The organism is Streptococcus sp. 27098_8_99 (assembly GCF_041431935.1).
GTDB lineage: Bacteria > Bacillota > Bacilli > Lactobacillales > Streptococcaceae > Streptococcus > Streptococcus parasanguinis_D.
Genome location: NZ_JAPVYQ010000004.1, coordinates 15,087 through 31,425 on the forward strand (window position 1 = coordinate 15,087; position 16,339 = coordinate 31,425).

Here is a 16,339-nt window from a genome sequence, read left to right on the forward strand (position 1 = left end):
GGCGCTTACCTACAATTCCAGTAACATTGTGCTGTACCACTTCCAATATATCTAGATGCACGTGCTTCAATTCCTGGCCGTTTCCAACCTGAGAAACCTCCGTTAGCACTTGCTGCGTGTTCATACACACCAGATTGAACGTGTGAGTAACTCCAAAGTCCTACTGTACGACCATAGTTCCAATAAACGGCAGAACCTTTATAATAAACTGTTGCGGCAGAAGCGATTGAACCACCTGCACCAGCTAGGGTAAGAGCAAGTAACGATGTTGAAATAATCTTCTTAATTCTTTTCTTCATAACATAGTCTCCATTTCATTTTTGACTAAAACTAACAATTACAACTCTTTTTTAGTAACTTATGACAACTTAGTACATTGGCAACTATCCTTTTTTTGAACTGGTAATACTACCAGCTTATTCATAAAATTGTACAATTCATATTTTAAAATTTTACAGAATATAATTCTCCAGGATCAAAGCCTAAAGGGGCGGGAGCGGGATTTATCGATGGTTTACCAACAATAACTAATAAACCCGCTAATAAAACTGCGACAACAAACTTTTTAGTTGCTTTCTTCATATCTTGCAACCCCTTTCATATTCCTTGATTGTATTCTATCACGCAGAAAATTATTTGTCAATTATATTTATAAAGATTTTTTTATTTTATTTTTTTATTATGAATAAGTTTATTTTAACCGTAGAAATAACTCGTTTCATGAGAGATGTTATAATAAATGCATATAAAAAACAACACAGTAAAGACTGAGTTGTCTATAACAATTATGCTGGGAATGTTTCATTGATAAAACGCTCAAGGTCTAAAGCCATCTTATCATTTCCCTCTAGCAGGTATGCATGCTGCGCTGTTACAAAGTACTGTTTAACGGCATCTTTATGGGCAAAACCTTCACTAACATTCCCAAGTAAACAGTAAAGATTAGCTAAACAGTAGAAACTATTATTTTTGAGACAAATACCAATCGTTTCAAAAGTCTCACTTATCGCTCTCTCTGTTTGCTGGTTTAACCATAGATACCGACAAAAGTTATACCGACATTTAATCAGAATTTCAAGTTCATCAATTGTCCGAACCTTAACACTCTTAAAAAGATTGGTCATGCGATTATAGACTTCTTCAAATTTTGAGAGTTCATCCGTCTGAAAGTAAAAGTGTAATAAACTATTTGAGATATTCAAATATTCCCAATCATATTCGCTATATTTTGACAAAATAGCTTCTAATTTTTTGATCGCTTCATTCTGTTTAAGGTCATGGTTAAACAACACAATAGCCTCTATCCACTGAAGGTATAACTGATCGGAGAGAGGGAGTTTTACTGTCTTCGCAGCTTCTAACTCATAGATATATTTTAGTGAATCATAATCTCGTAAGTCTAAGAATTTCTTAGATACAGCACGAAATTGAGTCAAAAACTCCGATTCGACATGGATATCCTCGTCAAAAAAGTAGTCCATTGATACATTTAGCTTTTTTGCAAGGGCATATATTAAGTCTGAGCCAGGACTATAGTCTGCATCTCGCTCAATTTTACTGATTTGGGCCTGTTCACAGATACCAGCAGCCAATTCAACCTGAGACAAATTCAGTTCTTTTCTCCGACTACGCATTCGGCTCGCCAATAGTTTCCCCATATGGCCACCTCTATTCTATGTAATATTTATCTTTATATCACAAATTATAACATTATGACTTTTATTTTTCAATTATTCATACTCACCTAAAATCAAAAACTAATCCAACTTCTATGAACAATAGATTTTAGTACTGTCCAATGCAAGCTCCTAATCACTTCTTGCAACTTATCAATTACTTCATTGAGAGTTTTAAACATCTTTTTCTCGAACCCACGCTTCCGAATCTCCGCCCAGACTTGCTCAATCGGATTCATCTCAGGAGTATAAAGTGGAATGAAAGCTAAGTAAAAGCGCGTTTTTCTCTCTAGAAAGGGCGCTAAACAGTCCTTGCTTTTACCTCTGGAAGACACCACAGTATCGAGCTCCCAGTGGCCAAAAGTCTCACGATTCCTGACCTCTTTAGGACGTTTGGCAATCGACGTGCCAATCCTAAATGTCCCACGTGTTTCTTTGGGCTGTCGACTTTTTCCCTTTCGGCGCAGGACGCTTAAATCCAGATCAATCAAACCAGCATAGAGCCAGTTATAGATGGTTTTAAAAGCTACCATTGGCTTTTGTTCAAGCTGATAGCGACCACAAATCTGTTCAGGTGACCAAGAGGCTTTTAACCCCTTCTCAATTTCCTTTTTCAACTTTGGTGTCAAACAAGACTTCCGACCCTTTTGCTTAGCCCTGTGGTCGTACTGTTCCTGTGCTAAGACGGCGTAGTAACCATTTTGGCATCGTCTTAACTCTCTTGAAATGGTAGACTTATGAAAGTCAAGTTTACTTGCAATTTGGCAAGATTTTAAACCTAAATCCAAGTAAGTTTCTATCTTTATTCGGTCGGTTATGGTAAGATGGGAGTAGCTCATAGTTTTTCCTCGGGTTCTGTTTGTGCGGTTACTTACAGTTTACACCAATGAAACGCTATGAGTTTTTTTGTTGCACTATATTTTACAATTTATCATTTGATAAAATCTCAATAAAAAAGACTTAGAATCATGTTAACAATAACATTAATTCCAAATCCTTTTATTATTTATCTTCTAACTATATTTAAGATAGATACTTAAATTATATTACTGTTTTTCAAAAGTTCCGTCTGCCACTCGAAAATCACTGTTAACAGTTTCAATTGAATTAAATTGAATCTTTAAATATTTTACTTCTTTTTCATCTTTTCCAGGTAATTCAGCTTTAGCACTCGCTGCACTAGAAACCTTTAATTTGACGTATTTCCCAGCAATTTTCCAAGTACCATCTCTAGATTCGTCTTTATTATTTGTTACTTCTAGTGTTTTATCGCTATTGAAAACGATAGTTGAATCGTGTTTACTATCATACCAAGTACCAATAATTTGCTTCTCTGGTCCTGAATTTTGATTCAAGAAAAAGAATACCCCACCGGCAACCGCAAGTACTAAAACAACTAAAGCAATAATTTTTTTCATTATTTTTCCTCCTATAAATATCTAAAGATATTTATTATTTTTTTCATATACCTAGTTTCACTAAAATCATTAGTAAAAAATCAAATTTTGAATGATAAACTTTTATTCACTACTACAATAAGAAATACTTAACTACCTTTATTAATTACGATGTTTCCGTGATACTGAAATACCAAAACTACAAAGAACAATTCCCATTGCAAATACTAACCAATTCTCAATTGAACTTGTATTAGGCAAGGCTCTATTTGCAGCATATTTAGCTTGATTTCCAGCATAGCTATATACTCGTTCGTTAAAAGTATTTTCTGGTATACTCTTTTCTAACGTAGGATTCAGAGAAATCATCTTGTGATCTACTTTATCGTTAAAGACTTCGCTTTGTCTTGTACGAGTATTTAAATAGGCTTCCCTAACTGCTTCATATTGTGCAGTTGCATCCAATTGATCTTGTAAAAGTGTTTTAAGTTTAGCTTCCTCTCTTACTACATTCTCAAGTGCTAAACGATGCTCTTCAACTGCATTGTCATATGCATCTTTTGCTTTCTTCAAATATGCATCAGCATTTTCAAAATGATCCAAAAGTGTTTCTAAAGCAACTAAGTTAGTCTTTAATTTAGACATTGCATCCTTAATTTGACTTTCTTTAGCTTTTAACTCTTCAACTTTATTCTGACGGTTTCTGAGTTCTGCTTCGTCCCTAGCTTTTTCAGCTTTAAGTTCTGAAAGAACTTTAAGTTCTTTATCCAATTCTGCACGCGCCTCTGCTAAAACTTTTTGTTTTGTTTGAATATCTGCATTTAGATTTTCAACTGCTGATTGTGCTTTTGTATAACGAGTTTTGGCAGCAATCAATTGTTGAGAAGCTTCATCTAGATTCTTTTGTGCAAGAGGTGTCTTATCTGAGATTGAGTTTAATCTTGCAATCGTTTGACGTGTAGCATTTAAGGCTGCCAAATGTTTTTCATGAATTTTTGTTGCTTCATCTAAATTGTTTCTTGCAGTCTTATCTGTTGCTTTTGCTTTTTCAAGCTGCTCTTTTGCAGTTTCTAATGCTTTTTGCTTAACTTGAAGGTCTGCATTTAAGTTATCCAGAGCTGTTTGAGCTTTGATATATCTTGTTTCAGCTTCTTCTTTTAGTTGTTTCGCATTGTCGTATTTCTTTTGTGCACTTGGAGTTTGATCAGGAACTGACATTAATTCTGCTACAAGTTTTTGAGTTTGTTTCAGATTTTGATTCGCATTTTGATTTTCTAGTTTTGCTTTTTCAAGATCAGATTTAGCTTTTACTTCTGCTGTTGTAGCCTGGTCTAAATTGTCTTTTGCATTTGCTAAAGCTTGACGCTTGCTTTGAATATCAGCATTTAATTGATCGAGTGCATCTTGAGCCTTATTAAATTGGGTTTGTGCTTCATTATAATTTTGTGTAGCGATTCCCAATTTAGTAGTAGCTGCAGGTGTTTGGTCAGGAGTAGCATTGAGAGCATCTAATTTTGCTGTGGTTTCTTTGAGAGCTTTTGTACTTGAATCGTTTTCTGATTTAGCTTTTTCCAAACGTTTCTGTGCAGAATCATTTGCTGTATTTGCTGCAGTCTGCTTAGTTTTAGCAGCTGTTAATTCATCTTCCATTTTTGAAGTATCAAATGGAGTAGCTAGAGGTTTGGCAATTCCTTTATCATAGTAATCATCAACATTAACAAAATGATATTCTCCAGTTTGTTCATCTTTAACGTATTCAAGATGAGCATCTTGACCTTTAAATTTAATAAAGTGCATGCGCCCAACGCCATTGGCGGTAAAGCTATTTGCGGCCCCAACAGCACAAGTTTTTGTAGGGGCTTTTTCACCAATCATGAGTTTCATGTGACCGAAGTAAGCATGAACATCGTTTGTAATAAAGCTAATCACTGCATCATACACTTCACGATATAATTGAGACATTGTAGCTTTACGAGTTTCTTTAGCTTCTGAATAGTACCCTCCATATCCGAGCAAAGTGTTGTTGAAGCTCATATTTTCTCCAGCCCATGCAATTGACTCAAGGCCGTCTTTCGCCAGAGCTGAATCACTGTGTCCTGAACCATATGGTTTATTTTCATCAGCGTAAGCTTTTGCAATATTTTTAATCCCTTGAACAGACTCTTCGGTAACGATATAATGATGACTACCCCAAACTAGGTCTTGAAGATTATTTGCAAGAAGTGCATAATATTGGCTCAAAGCTTCAATCTGTTTATCTGTGAGATTATCCAAATCGACTTCTGAGTCATCGATAGGCAAAACAATATCCTTATTTGGCCAACCTTTGATAACAATATTTTGGTGTTCAGGGGAATATTCCGTTTCTGGAGTTCCAAAATCATATTGACTACCGGTGAACCATTTTTGAATAACGTCGTTTAATGCATTTTTATTTGCATCTGTGTCATCGGCTAGATAAGCCTTGTAGGCATCAATGACATCCTGAGGCAATTGAGGAATAGTGAGATTTTTAATTGCTGCAATTTGTTTATTGAGTGTTTCAACCGCTTTAGCAGCCTTCTCTTTATTCTCTTTTGCTTCCTGAGCTGCTGATGTAGCACTCGATAGCTCATTTGAAGTTTCATTTACTTTTGCATCTTCTTGGTTTTTCTTAGTAGTTAAAGCTAAAATTTCCGAAGCTTTCTTAGCATCATTTTCTTTAGCTGTTTTGAGCTCTTCTTCTGCACTTATCTTACTATTTTGTTTATTTGCTAATTCATTTGCTTTGCTATCACGATTTGCAATTGTTTGGGCAAGTTGTGATTCAGAAGCATCAAGATTACTTTGCGCTGATACCTTATTTTCTTGAGCTTTCTTTAGATTCTCTTGTGCTTGTTTTTGTTTTTCCTCAGCAGATGACAAATTTGCGGCCGTTTCTTGGCTTTTCTTTATTTGATCTGCTTCGACTGATTTTGCATTTTTAAGTGCGGTAGCTTTTTTAGCATCTGCTTCTTTGGCACGATCAAGTTCCTGTTTAGCTGTATTTTCAGTTGCTGTTTTAGCATCTAAATTTTCCTTAGCAGCATCGCGTTCTGCTACAATTTCTTCAACGCCAGTACCGTCTAGAACCTTCTGAGCAGTTTCTTTCTCTTTTTGAGCCTTCACTAATGTATTTGTTGCTTCTTCTGCAACCTTTTTAGCATCTGCTAATTGTTTAGCAGAAACTTGACTAGCACTAAGTTGCGTTTTTTCATCAGAAGAAGCTTTACTGAGTTCTTCAGCTTTATTTCTGTCTTCGCTAATAGCATTTTCCAAAGCCTTTTTCGCTGCTGATTCTGCTGATTCTTTTTCAGCTACATCACTTTTTGCTTTGTCTCTTTCAGCAATGATTTCCGATGCTCCAGTGCCATCAAGATTTTTTTGTGCTGTTGCTACTGCTTCCTCAGCTGTCGAAACTTTCTTTTCTTGCTCTGAAATTTTATCTTGATCTTTTTTAATAACCTCTGATTGCTGATTACGTTCTTTCTCAGCTTCTAGAACTTTATCAGATGCATCTTTTAGTGATGTTTCCTTTTTCTCAATATCAGCTTTTACTTCTGATATTTCATTCTTCGTTTTTTCAATTTTTTCCGGCGTAGCTGATTCTTTATTTGCCTCAGCATTCTTTAAGTCAACATTTGCCTCGGAAACTTTTGATGTAGCGGTTGCTTCCGAAGCCTTAGCGTTTTCTAATGCACTTTCTTGATTTGAAACCGATTGATCCGTTTCTTCCTTGATCGTTCTTGCTTCTTCTACAACTTCAGAAGTTGGCGTTTTCGTTACGGTTGCAACCCCATTATTAACAAACACTCCGTCTACTTGTTTTATATTTGTAGACGAAAGAGTCGTCGATTCAACACTTAATGTTGATTCATTTGGCTGAGTTGCAGTTACTTCATCCGCTTGTACAACAGAAATTCCCGCAAAAGCTGTAGCTATTGATACAGCAGATACAGTTGCTTTGATCGTTTTCTTTTTCATAATTCCCACCTTTATGATAGATTGTTGAGCAAATTATCACTATTTAATTATAAACACCCGAATTATACTATATTTTAGCAACTTTGTAAAGTTGTATCCAACCTTTTAAGAACTAGAATCTAACCTTCTAAGACTGTAAAATAGTCTTACGAGGTTACAAATGTCAAAATTACAAAAGTATATAAGCAAAAGAATACGGATTCTGCGAACCCAGTCAGGAATGACTCAGGAACAATTAGAAGAAAAAGCAGATCTTGGTACCAATTACGCGTATAAGTTAGAAAATTTAGAGCCCAATATAAAAATTAGTACGCTTGAGAAAATTATAGAAGCGTTAAATGTTGATCTACAAACTTTTTTTGATTTAACACTTAAAGAAGAAAGTACTGACTTAGCACAGCTTATCGACACTATCAAATCTTTACCAGAGTACAAACAAAATAAAGTCATTTCAGCTATTAACACTATTATTAACGAGACAAAATAAAAAGAGTGGAAAAGGATAAGTATAAAAACAATTCCTTTCCCACTTTTTTCGTGCCTAAAAATATGGCTATTAGCTATTTGAGCCTGCGATTTTTGGGTAACCAAATGTCATATCGAGGTTATCTTTCTCGTAATTCTTGATCAATTCCCAGAAATCTGCAACTGATAACGCCGCAACTGATTCATGCCAATTGAATTTAAAAAACAAATCTAAGAGAAATTTAATTACTTGATGAACTTTGGCTGTCTGTTCTACAGTATCAAATGTAATCAAAATTTTCTCACACAATGGATCAATCAATTCAATTTCAATACTATCATTTACAAAATTGAATGATACTTCTTGATCTTGATCATTCAAGATTGAAATATACTGATCCTCATCAAATGTTGAATAAAACATTCTAATATTAACTTCTTCATTATGATTAATTAATTCTGAAATATATTGTTGACTTGAAAAAACTACATACTTTTTATAGGTTTTCATTTTATTTACCTCCTATTATTTTTTTTAAAAGATTTTTTCATCCTTAGCTTTACGGTGGCCTTACTCTCTTTAATATTATTATTAAATGATTTGGCTTGAGCATCTACTACCTCCTTTTTTTAGGAATAAAAAAAGACAGTTCACCACTGCCTTTTTTTATCTTCACTATTATTATGCCATTTTTCTGTAAAAATAAAAACAACATTTCCGTTTCTAAAATAACGATGTTTTTTCTTCTATCTTTATTTTTATCAAAATATGGCATACTATTATTATAAATTTAATTGAGAAAGTAGAGCGATTACCATTAGCCATATGGTGAGAAAGTTTATTACCGGACACGGTTAACGTACTTATTTCTCATATGCTAGTCATTGCAAAGGAAAAAACTAAGAAAAAAAGAAAGAAAATCTAAATGGTTATTCTCTACTGAATAACATGAAGTAAAGAATAACCATTTAGTAGATAAAAAGTAAAGAAAAACGTGTTTAAGGTATAATAAAAGAGGTGAAAATAAAAGTAAAAACTAAAAAAATAACTAGTTTAGTAAAGTAAAAAAATAATGTAATAAAAAAAGTAAAATAGAAAAGTTTTATAAGCTCGAACAAGCAATGACATCTTTATGATCCTTCCAAACATAGATTACGGTGAGTACTGAAAATCTATCGCAAACATTAAACTTTAAGAGTTAGCCTCGATGGGAAGTATCAAAAGCATACCCAGCTTATTAAAAAAGGGTGGGAGGCAGTTTAACAATAATATGTATTTATTTTAGAAAGGAATGTATAATGCCAAGAAAAAGAAATTCCCTCAAGCATGATTTATTTATTGCAGCTTCAAAAAATATCACAAACAATCGAACGAGGACAAGCTATAAAAGAGCAATTACTCGCTTCACAAAGTGGGCTAAAGAACACAATATTAAGAAAAAATCAGATATTACTGAAGAAGTAATTCAACTATACCAACTAGATCTAAATGATGATCCAAAACAATACTCTGTTGCTACCATTCACACTTATTTAGCACCTGTTTGTAAAGCAGTTGATATCAACATGAATAGAGTTAGAAAAGACAAGCGTTCCAGCGACAAAATTATCCGAGGTCGTGTAAAATCAAAAAACTCACAAGGTAAACATCAAGAAACAGACTCTCGCTTCTCTCGGCTGGTTAATTTTCAGCGGGCAGTTGGGATTCGTAGATCCGAATTAAAAAAATTAAAAGGAAAAGATATTCGAAAAGATAATAATGGAAATTACTATGTTTTAGTTCAGCGGGGAAAGGGAGGAAAATTTCAACCTCAACTTATTCTTCCTCAAGATGTTCCAGTCGTCCTCGATACCTTTAAAAATAAAAAAGAGGATGATTATATCTTTACCGATGTAGAAATGAATAATCTAATCAATCTACATGGGATGCGAGCTCAACATGCAAAAGAGTGTTATTACTTCTACTTGAAGAAACTCCAAGACAATCCTAAATTCAAGCTGAATTTAAAAAATTTTTTAATAGAACGTTGGGAGGTTGGCCACCAAAATTTAAGGGATAAATCATTAAAGAAATTTGAGAAACAAAAGAAAAACTTCATTAATGAACTAAGAGATGAACCTTATAAAATTCGTGGATCAAACTATAAAAAAGCCTTAAATTCAGCACTGCCTACAAAATATAATCGTTTAGCCTTGATGGCTGTCTCGGTCTTCCATCTTTCCCACTGGCGTCTATCCGTCACAGTGACTAACTATATTCTTTAAAGTATCTCATTTTCGACTAAAAAATGAAAAATGAAGAAAAAAAAACGGAAAAAAACAGTTTTGGAACGTTTTTGCGGCATACTATTATTATCCAAATTTATTAGTGATATTTTATGAAAAAAAGAAAGGAAATTTAAAAATATGATTCACAATAAAAGTTCATCCATACAAAAACTAGAAAAAGAGGCAAAAATGTTGGAAAATGAGAAAGAAATTAAAAAGTGTTTTTCAAAAAAATCTAACTTTTGGGGAATCGACAAATGTGAATTATCTCTCATTGATTTCAACATTGACATTCTCAACTTTACTACTATTAATAGTAAAAAAGATACAAAAGTATTCTACAACTCTAACCACAAACTTCTTCAAATAGAAATTAAATCTGAAAAATTTGGTAAACTTACTATTTCTTTTGATGAATCGGGATATAAGAAAGAATATGTTAGGATAGAATTAATTAATCCGACATTAAATTTCGGAACAGTCGGTATTCACGGAATAAAGCAAAGGTTAGCAAATGCAATCCTATTGATTAAAAATGAATATGGAATTAGTATTACGTACAAAGATGCTATCTTCAAATTAATCGAACTAGCATTTACTGTTTCATTTGAGAAGAAGCCACATTTACAGGTAAGACGATTTTTAATAGAATGTCTATCTTTAGGAAGGAGCCCGAATTTTATTCAGCATAAGAATAAAAAAAATAATAGTGAGTACTCAATTCTCACTTGCAAAAGTAGAAAAGACGCATCATATGTACTTTACAACAAAATTGAAAAAGCTAAGGTTAATCGTCAGATCAGAAGAAAAAATTCTAGTTTAGAGAACGTCGATGTTCAAAGATTTGAATTAACACTAAAAAATCAAAAGATCAAACAGGAATTGGGTCAAAATACAATCAATGATCTAACAGATCAAAAAATAATAGAATATTTAGAGAATCACTTAATGTTGGCTTCTTTGCAATATATCAAAGCTATTAAAAGTTCAATAAAAGAATGTGAAAAAAAACTGCACGACACTTTTTCAAACTATAGTTCTCAAAGATATATTCCTCAATTTATTCTCGAGTTAGAAAATTATAGTAGTGAGGAATTAAAACCACTGATGATCGATGAAGAAATTATAACTTTCATGAATCCAACTTTTATTAAAAATAAAGCTAGAACAAAAACAACGTTATTAAAAACATTTCAAAAAGAAAACTGTCAATCACCCCCAATGGTTTCGTGGCAAGTTCTAGATATTATTAATTTAATGTTTATAAGCTTAGAAGACGCTCGTAATACTGGTCTAGGTTTTCATACCAATTCTACGTCAGTTATTTTCCATAAAATAAGATTTAAGAACTTTTCTAAGAAAGAAAAACTTAAAACTTTTGAAAAAACAATTAAAAAAATGAAAAGAAATATTGAATATCAAGTTGATTGTAAACTTAAAGAGAGATTTTCAAAGAAAAAATTTATCGCTATTTTAGATAATTAAAATAGAGTAGATAATCCCAAAAACGCCTGCATTTCAGCAAGCATTTAAAAATATGTACACAAAGGTGGTGTACATAAGGAGGAAAAAAATGAATCAGCGGAAAATAAAAAGGTTATCAATTCTAGCGTCCAAACCAACATTGATAACCCCAAAAATCAACAAAAATAGCACAACTATTTCTGTTGTTGCTATTATCTCACAATATTAAAGATTACTCAAGAAAGGTGAGCAATATGCAAGTTATCCTACCCGATGAACAAATTCATCAAATTAAACGGTTGATAGGCAATCTAATTGAACAAGAAATTAAAAACAAATTGCACAATAGTCATTTTGACAGCCCTTTTTTAAATAAGAAACAAACCTGTGACTATCTAGGAATTTCAAACAATACACTGGATTCTTGGATAAAAAAGGGATTACCCGTTATTCGAGTTGGAAAAACCGTTCGATTTGATAAAACAGAAATCAATCGCTGGTTACAAAATCAGTAGCAATTTTACCGTGGTTTGTTTATAATAAAGCCACGGTATTTTTCTAGCTCATTTCAAAAAGGAGAATACTATGTCAATTTCAAAAACTAAAAATGGAACTTATCGCTTACGTATCTACATTCCTGAAGAAGTCAAATCTTCTCTTGGAATTGATAAAAAAGTGATAGAAAAACGATTCAAACAAAGGAGCGATGCTAAAAAATACGAACTAGAACTTCAAAATAAGATTGATAAAATTCATAGTGGAGATTCAGTCTCATTAGAAAATAGTGGTTCTATCCTTTTTTCAGATTTCTATCAAAACATTTGGTGGGAATCCTACAAAGCAGGTCAGACTACTTCTACTGCTAAACCACCTTCTCAAGCAACTATAGTTGGAACAGAAATTGCTTTTAGAAAACACATCTTACCCTTACTTGGGAATTATTCAATAGACTTTCTTAATCAAAATAAGCAAGTTGTACTAAATTTATTGACTCAAAAGGCTGAAGAATATGCAAATTTCAAAGTTATCAGGAGCTACGTTAACTCTATCTTTGACTGGGCAGAAGAATTAGAGTATATCGAAACTAATCGCCTATCAAAAACTATAAGCCGTATCAAAGCAACTAAGAAAATCAAGCTACAGGAATCTAAAAAAGATGAAGATTTATATCTATCTCAAGAAGAACTTCAAGCATGGTTTACAGCTTTTGAAAAGGATTTGGAGACTGAAAAAATTCTATTCAAAGACTATGTTTTGTTCTATACTACCTTCTTTTTAGGAGATAGAAAGTCAGAGAGCTACGCTTTGCAATGGAAACATATTGATTTCAAAAATCAACAAATTCAATTGGTTCAAGCCTTAGATCGATATAAAAATCAAAAGTCAACTAAAGGGAATAAAAAGACGATTTTTTCGATTCCACAAGAACTTACCGACTTGTTAAATTCTTGGAAGAAGCAACAAAAATCTGAACTGGCTTCATTTAACATCATGCAAACTCCTGAACAGTATGTTTTTACGTATATTGATACAAAGGGAAATGTAAACAGTTGTCTCCATGCTGATTATCTTAACAACAAGATGAAATCTGTTAAGCGTCGTCATCCAGAACTCGCACATGCAACCCCTCATAAATTACGACATACAGGAGCTACACTCGCTAAACAGGCTGGAACCTCTATGGAAGCTATTTCCGAAGCGCTGACTCATAGTGACACAATCACAACTAAAACTTACGTCAACACATCGAACGTCATTCCGATGGCTGTTGGTGAAATTGCTTATCGCTCCCTAAATAAATAATATGGTGTGAATTTGGTGTGAAAAGTGGTGTGAATTCTGCTAAAAATCATCAAAAAAACACTCCATGGTGTGAACCTTGAAGTGTTCCGAAACGTTGATATAATCGTATTGATTAACGTTTTGAGAATTGTGAAGCTTTACGAGCTTTCTTAAGACCTGGTTTCTTACGTTCAACTTTACGTGAGTCACGTGTAAGAAGTCCTGCGCGTTTCAATGAATCGCGGAAGTCTGGGTCTACTTGAAGAAGGGCACGAGCGATACCGTGACGGATAGCTCCTGCTTGACCAGCGTAACCACCACCTACAACGTTAACGAAAACGTCGTATGAACCTGCAGTTGAAGTAACTGCGAATGGTTGGTTGATTACAAGACGAAGGTCAGCGTGTGGGATGTACTCTTCAACATCTTTTTTGTTAACAGTGATTTTACCAGTTCCTGGAACAAGGCGAACGCGTGCAACAGCGTTTTTACGACGTCCAGTACCTGCATATTGTGCTTGTGACATACTTTATTGTTCCTTTCCTTAGATAAGTCCTGAAATATCAAGAACTTCTGGTTGTTGTGCAGCGTGAGTGTGCTCAGCTCCAACGAATACTTTCAATTTCATACCTTGAGCGTGGCCAAGAGTATTGTGTGGAAGCATACCTTTAACTGATTTCTCGATTAAACGAACTGCATTTTTAGAACGAAGTTCACCAGCAGAGATTGATTTCAATCCACCTGGGTGGTTTGAGTGAGTGTAGTAGATCTTATCAGTTGCTTTTTTACCAGTCAATTTAACTTTTTCAGCATTGATAACGATTACGAAGTCACCTGTATCAGTGTGAGGTGTGAATGTTGGTTTGTTTTTTCCGCGAAGCACGCTAGCAACAACTGCTGAAAGGCGTCCAAGAGGTACATCAGTTGCGTCAACAACGTACCATTTGCGTTCTACTTGGCCTGGTTTAGCCATGAATGTAGTTTTGTTCATGATTTCTCCTATATGAATGTCGTTTTTGTTTACAGGGCGGATGTTCCGGTCCGCAAGTTATTTGAAAGGTTCCGGGGCCTTACAAATGGGGTAAACAATACCGCCTACTATTGTATCAAAATTCTAAGATAAAAGTCAACCGATTTGGAAAATTATTTGCGATTTTCTTTTCCAATGACAAATCCGATCAAGGAATTTGGGCCGACGTGGGCTGAAATGACTGGTCCAAGGGGCATCACGAGGACTTCATCGATCCCTTCAAGCGCAAGCATTTCTTTCTTCAGTGCTTCTGCTCCTTCTAGATCATTGGTATAAGAAACCAAGGCTGTGCTTTCACCGATATCTGCTTTGATCAGCTCTAGTAATTCTCGGACAGCTTTTTTGCGTCCCCGAACCTTGCTGATGGGCACTAATTTCCCTTCCGCATCAATCCAGAGAATGGGTTTGATGCTGGCCAAACTTCCCATGATCGCGGCACTTTTTGAGAGACGCCCTCCACGCATGAGGTGGTAGAGATCATCGACGAGGAAATAAGTCCGCAGTTTTGGCGCTAGGTCCATGATTTCTTCTTTGGCTTCTGCTAATGAACGGCCCGCATCACGCGCAGCTACTGCCCGCATGACCAGATATCCCTCTCCAATCCCAGCAGCCTTCGGATCGACAATCTCGATCACTGCTTCCGGGTAGTCTTCTAAAACCAGGTCTCGTGCCATGACTGCACTCTGGTAGGTCCCAGATAAGACTGATGAAAAGGCCACATAGAGCACGGCTTTCCCTTCTTTGGCAAATTGTTCAAAGGTTTCCTGAAATTGGCCCACATTGACCTGACTGGTTGTCGGTTTGGCCCCATTTTTCATAGCTTCTAAAAGCTCTGGGCTGGTCAATTGACCTTGGCCAACTGTCTGGTAAACCGTCCCATCTAACTCAATGGTTAAGCCAAGAATGGTCACCTGATGTTCCTTGGCCCAGTTCTGATCTAAATCTGCGGTCGAATCGGTTAAAATAGCAAATGTCATTACTTGTCTCCCATCATTTCTTGTAATTGTCGCAATACTTCGTGATCGAGCGGTCGCATAGGTGGTTTTTGATCGTTGACCACTAGCTGCGCCTGATTAAGGTTTCCTTTGACGACTGCGACCCGTTTTTCTAACTCTCTGGCAGATACCCGAAGAGCTCCTTGAGCAAAGACGGTCCATTGCTCATTTAAGTCACTGGTTGCGACCGATACTTGGTGGAGGGGCGTGTTAAGCTCTGCAGCCAAGCGCTCGATATAGTCATCTGCCGTCTCATCCTCACCGGTAAAGACCACCTGAACATTGAACTCCTCATAGGTCTGCCGCACTCCTGGCATATACTGGGCATCAAAGACACAGATGACTTCGATTCCTTCAAAGCTAGCATAGTGACTCAGTTTTTGCAGGAGGATATTGCGAGCTGCATCGAGCTCACTTTTTTGAAAGAGCTGGCGAGTCTCCTGCCAAAAGGCAATCATATTATAGCCGTCAACCAATAAGATTTTTCGTTTCATATCATTGCCTTTCTAGGATTATAGTCGGTTGCGAAAGACCTCATACATAAGAATAGCTGCTGCCACGCTGGCATTGAGGCTTTGCACATGACCATTCATGGGAATGGTGATCATCTCATCGACTTGCTTTTTGATGTTGGCTGAGATCCCTTTTCCTTCATTGCCAATGATCAAGGCTAACTTGCCAGCCGTATTCCACTGGTGCGATGGCGTGCCGTTCATGTCGGTTCCAAAGATCCAGAAGCCCTCTTCCTTTAGCTTGTCTAAGGTTTGGCTAAGATTGGTCACACGCGCAATGGGAATGTGTTCCACTGCTCCGGTAGAAGTTTTTGACACCACTGGGGTCACCCCAACCGCTCGGTGCTTAGGAATGATGACTCCTGAGACATTGGTCGCATCAGCTGTCCGCAAGATAGATCCAAGATTGTGCGGATCTGTTAAGCCATCGAGAATCAATAAAAGCGGGTTCTCTTCTTGGGCTGTCTGTTTCAGAATCGCTGCCAAGTCGGTGTAAGCAAAGGCTGCCACTCGAAGAACAAAGCCTTGGTGAACAGCTCCTTCTGTCATTTCCTGCAGGGTTTTCTTTGGCGTCCAAGAAATCGACACTTTTTTCTCAGCTGCTAAGGCCTTGATCTTGTCGACATTTTTCCCTCGGAGATCTTCTTGAATATATAATTTATTGCCTGTGTTGGCTTGTAAAGCCTCGGTGACTGCGTGGACACCGTATACGATATCGTTATTTTCCATAGAACTAGTATACCACAAG

The 16,339-nt window shown here is 35.7% G+C and carries 17 protein-coding genes; 5 read left to right on the forward strand and 12 right to left on the reverse strand.

Annotated elements, in window-relative coordinates; translation table 11 throughout:
• Nucleotides 1–5 precede the first annotated feature (5 nt).
• The 6 genes from O3605_RS03215 to O3605_RS03240 form a co-directional block, all read right to left on the reverse strand.
• Nucleotides 6–299: a hypothetical protein gene (locus tag O3605_RS03215; RefSeq protein ID WP_023919386.1), complete on the reverse strand. Its 294-nt coding sequence runs from the start codon at nt 297–299 to the stop codon at nt 6–8.
• 145 nt (nt 300–444) lie between these two features.
• Complete coding sequence (locus tag O3605_RS03220; protein WP_155167719.1) at nt 445–582, reverse strand: hypothetical protein; 138 nt, start codon at nt 580–582, stop codon at nt 445–447.
• A gap of 203 nt (nt 583–785) precedes the next feature.
• A complete protein-coding gene (locus O3605_RS03225) occupies nt 786–1,658 on the reverse strand; it encodes a helix-turn-helix domain-containing protein (RefSeq protein WP_049496925.1) in 873 nt (290 codons plus the stop codon).
• 92 nt (nt 1,659–1,750) lie between these two features.
• On the reverse strand, nt 1,751–2,515 hold the full coding sequence (locus O3605_RS03230) for an IS30 family transposase (protein WP_371585252.1): 765 nt from the start codon (nt 2,513–2,515) through the stop codon (nt 1,751–1,753).
• A 207-nt stretch (nt 2,516–2,722) separates the two neighbouring features.
• Nucleotides 2,723–3,094, reverse strand: a complete 372-nt coding sequence (locus tag O3605_RS03235; protein ID WP_003004846.1) for a hypothetical protein — start codon at nt 3,092–3,094, stop codon at nt 2,723–2,725.
• Nucleotides 3,095–3,235: 141 nt separating this feature from the next.
• Nucleotides 3,236–7,075 (reverse strand): SEC10/PgrA surface exclusion domain-containing protein, encoded by a 3,840-nt coding sequence (locus tag O3605_RS03240; RefSeq protein WP_371585253.1) that lies wholly within the window; start codon nt 7,073–7,075, stop codon nt 3,236–3,238.
• 160 nt (nt 7,076–7,235) lie between these two features.
• Between O3605_RS03240 and relB the strand changes: the two genes are divergently transcribed.
• Nucleotides 7,236–7,562: a type II toxin-antitoxin system RelB family anti-toxin gene (relB, locus tag O3605_RS03245; RefSeq protein WP_003010093.1), complete on the forward strand. Its 327-nt coding sequence runs from the start codon at nt 7,236–7,238 to the stop codon at nt 7,560–7,562.
• Nucleotides 7,563–7,631: 69 nt separating this feature from the next.
• On the opposite strand, the gene O3605_RS03250 is transcribed toward relB, so the two are convergent.
• Nucleotides 7,632–8,051, reverse strand: coding sequence for a hypothetical protein (locus O3605_RS03250; RefSeq protein WP_371475419.1), 420 nt, complete (start codon nt 8,049–8,051; stop codon nt 7,632–7,634).
• Between the two features lie 788 nt (nt 8,052–8,839).
• Here O3605_RS03250 and O3605_RS03255 point away from each other — a divergent pair.
• The 4 genes from O3605_RS03255 to O3605_RS03270 all read left to right on the forward strand — a co-directional run bounded on the left by O3605_RS03255 (nt 8,840) and on the right by O3605_RS03270 (nt 13,075).
• Entirely contained in the window at nt 8,840–9,805 is a 966-nt protein-coding gene (locus tag O3605_RS03255) for a site-specific integrase (RefSeq protein ID WP_371475421.1), read from the forward strand.
• A gap of 141 nt (nt 9,806–9,946) precedes the next feature.
• On the forward strand, nt 9,947–11,293 hold the full coding sequence (locus tag O3605_RS03260; RefSeq protein WP_371585254.1) for a hypothetical protein: 1,347 nt from the start codon (nt 9,947–9,949) through the stop codon (nt 11,291–11,293).
• 233 nt (nt 11,294–11,526) lie between these two features.
• Nucleotides 11,527–11,787 (forward strand): helix-turn-helix transcriptional regulator, encoded by a 261-nt coding sequence (locus O3605_RS03265; RefSeq protein ID WP_003013637.1) that lies wholly within the window; start codon nt 11,527–11,529, stop codon nt 11,785–11,787.
• Between the two features lie 70 nt (nt 11,788–11,857).
• Complete coding sequence (locus tag O3605_RS03270; protein WP_371475423.1) at nt 11,858–13,075, forward strand: site-specific integrase; 1,218 nt, start codon at nt 11,858–11,860, stop codon at nt 13,073–13,075.
• Nucleotides 13,076–13,187: 112 nt separating this feature from the next.
• Here the strand turns inward: O3605_RS03270 and rpsI are convergent, their stop codons facing one another.
• The 5 genes from rpsI to rlmB all read right to left on the reverse strand — a co-directional run bounded on the left by rpsI (nt 13,188) and on the right by rlmB (nt 16,320).
• On the reverse strand, nt 13,188–13,580 hold the full coding sequence (gene rpsI / locus O3605_RS03275; protein WP_002893764.1) for a 30S ribosomal protein S9: 393 nt from the start codon (nt 13,578–13,580) through the stop codon (nt 13,188–13,190).
• 18 nt (nt 13,581–13,598) lie between these two features.
• Entirely contained in the window at nt 13,599–14,045 is a 447-nt protein-coding gene (gene rplM / locus O3605_RS03280) for a 50S ribosomal protein L13 (RefSeq protein WP_371585255.1), read from the reverse strand.
• Nucleotides 14,046–14,197: 152 nt separating this feature from the next.
• Nucleotides 14,198–15,061, reverse strand: a complete 864-nt coding sequence (locus O3605_RS03285) for a DegV family protein (protein ID WP_070505382.1) — start codon at nt 15,059–15,061, stop codon at nt 14,198–14,200.
• The gene (locus O3605_RS03290; protein WP_070505380.1) at nt 15,061–15,573 is read right to left on the reverse strand and encodes an NYN domain-containing protein; all 513 of its coding nucleotides are present in this window, start codon (nt 15,571–15,573) and stop codon (nt 15,061–15,063) included. The genes O3605_RS03285 and O3605_RS03290 overlap by 1 nt, the downstream gene beginning before the upstream one ends.
• Nucleotides 15,574–15,591: 18 nt before the next feature.
• Nucleotides 15,592–16,320: a 23S rRNA (guanosine(2251)-2'-O)-methyltransferase RlmB gene (gene rlmB / locus O3605_RS03295; protein WP_003010074.1), complete on the reverse strand. Its 729-nt coding sequence runs from the start codon at nt 16,318–16,320 to the stop codon at nt 15,592–15,594.
• Between the last annotated feature and the right edge of the window lie 19 nt (nt 16,321–16,339).

Bases quoted from the DNA above. Each gene is read 5' to 3' on its own strand.
- O3605_RS03215 (WP_023919386.1), bottom strand. From the start codon at position 299: ATGAAGAAAAGAATTAAGAAGATTATTTCAACATCGTTACTTGCTCTT.
- O3605_RS03220 (WP_155167719.1), bottom strand. From the start codon at position 582: ATGAAGAAAGCAACTAAAAAGTTTGTTGTCGCAGTTTTATTAGCGGGT.
- O3605_RS03225 (WP_049496925.1), bottom strand. From the start codon at position 1,658: ATGGGGAAACTATTGGCGAGCCGAATGCGTAGTCGGAGAAAAGAACTG.
- O3605_RS03230 (WP_371585252.1), bottom strand. From the start codon at position 2,515: ATGAGCTACTCCCATCTTACCATAACCGACCGAATAAAGATAGAAACT.
- O3605_RS03235 (WP_003004846.1), bottom strand. From the start codon at position 3,094: ATGAAAAAAATTATTGCTTTAGTTGTTTTAGTACTTGCGGTTGCCGGT.
- O3605_RS03240 (WP_371585253.1), bottom strand. From the start codon at position 7,075: ATGAAAAAGAAAACGATCAAAGCAACTGTATCTGCTGTATCAATAGCT.
- relB (WP_003010093.1), top strand. From the start codon at position 7,236: ATGTCAAAATTACAAAAGTATATAAGCAAAAGAATACGGATTCTGCGA.
- O3605_RS03250 (WP_371475419.1), bottom strand. From the start codon at position 8,051: ATGAAAACCTATAAAAAGTATGTAGTTTTTTCAAGTCAACAATATATT.
- O3605_RS03255 (WP_371475421.1), top strand. From the start codon at position 8,840: ATGCCAAGAAAAAGAAATTCCCTCAAGCATGATTTATTTATTGCAGCT.
- O3605_RS03260 (WP_371585254.1), top strand. From the start codon at position 9,947: ATGATTCACAATAAAAGTTCATCCATACAAAAACTAGAAAAAGAGGCA.
- O3605_RS03265 (WP_003013637.1), top strand. From the start codon at position 11,527: ATGCAAGTTATCCTACCCGATGAACAAATTCATCAAATTAAACGGTTG.
- O3605_RS03270 (WP_371475423.1), top strand. From the start codon at position 11,858: ATGTCAATTTCAAAAACTAAAAATGGAACTTATCGCTTACGTATCTAC.
- rpsI (WP_002893764.1), bottom strand. From the start codon at position 13,580: ATGTCACAAGCACAATATGCAGGTACTGGACGTCGTAAAAACGCTGTT.
- rplM (WP_371585255.1), bottom strand. From the start codon at position 14,045: ATGAACAAAACTACATTCATGGCTAAACCAGGCCAAGTAGAACGCAAA.
- O3605_RS03285 (WP_070505382.1), bottom strand. From the start codon at position 15,061: ATGACATTTGCTATTTTAACCGATTCGACCGCAGATTTAGATCAGAAC.
- O3605_RS03290 (WP_070505380.1), bottom strand. From the start codon at position 15,573: ATGAAACGAAAAATCTTATTGGTTGACGGCTATAATATGATTGCCTTT.
- rlmB (WP_003010074.1), bottom strand. From the start codon at position 16,320: ATGGAAAATAACGATATCGTATACGGTGTCCACGCAGTCACCGAGGCT.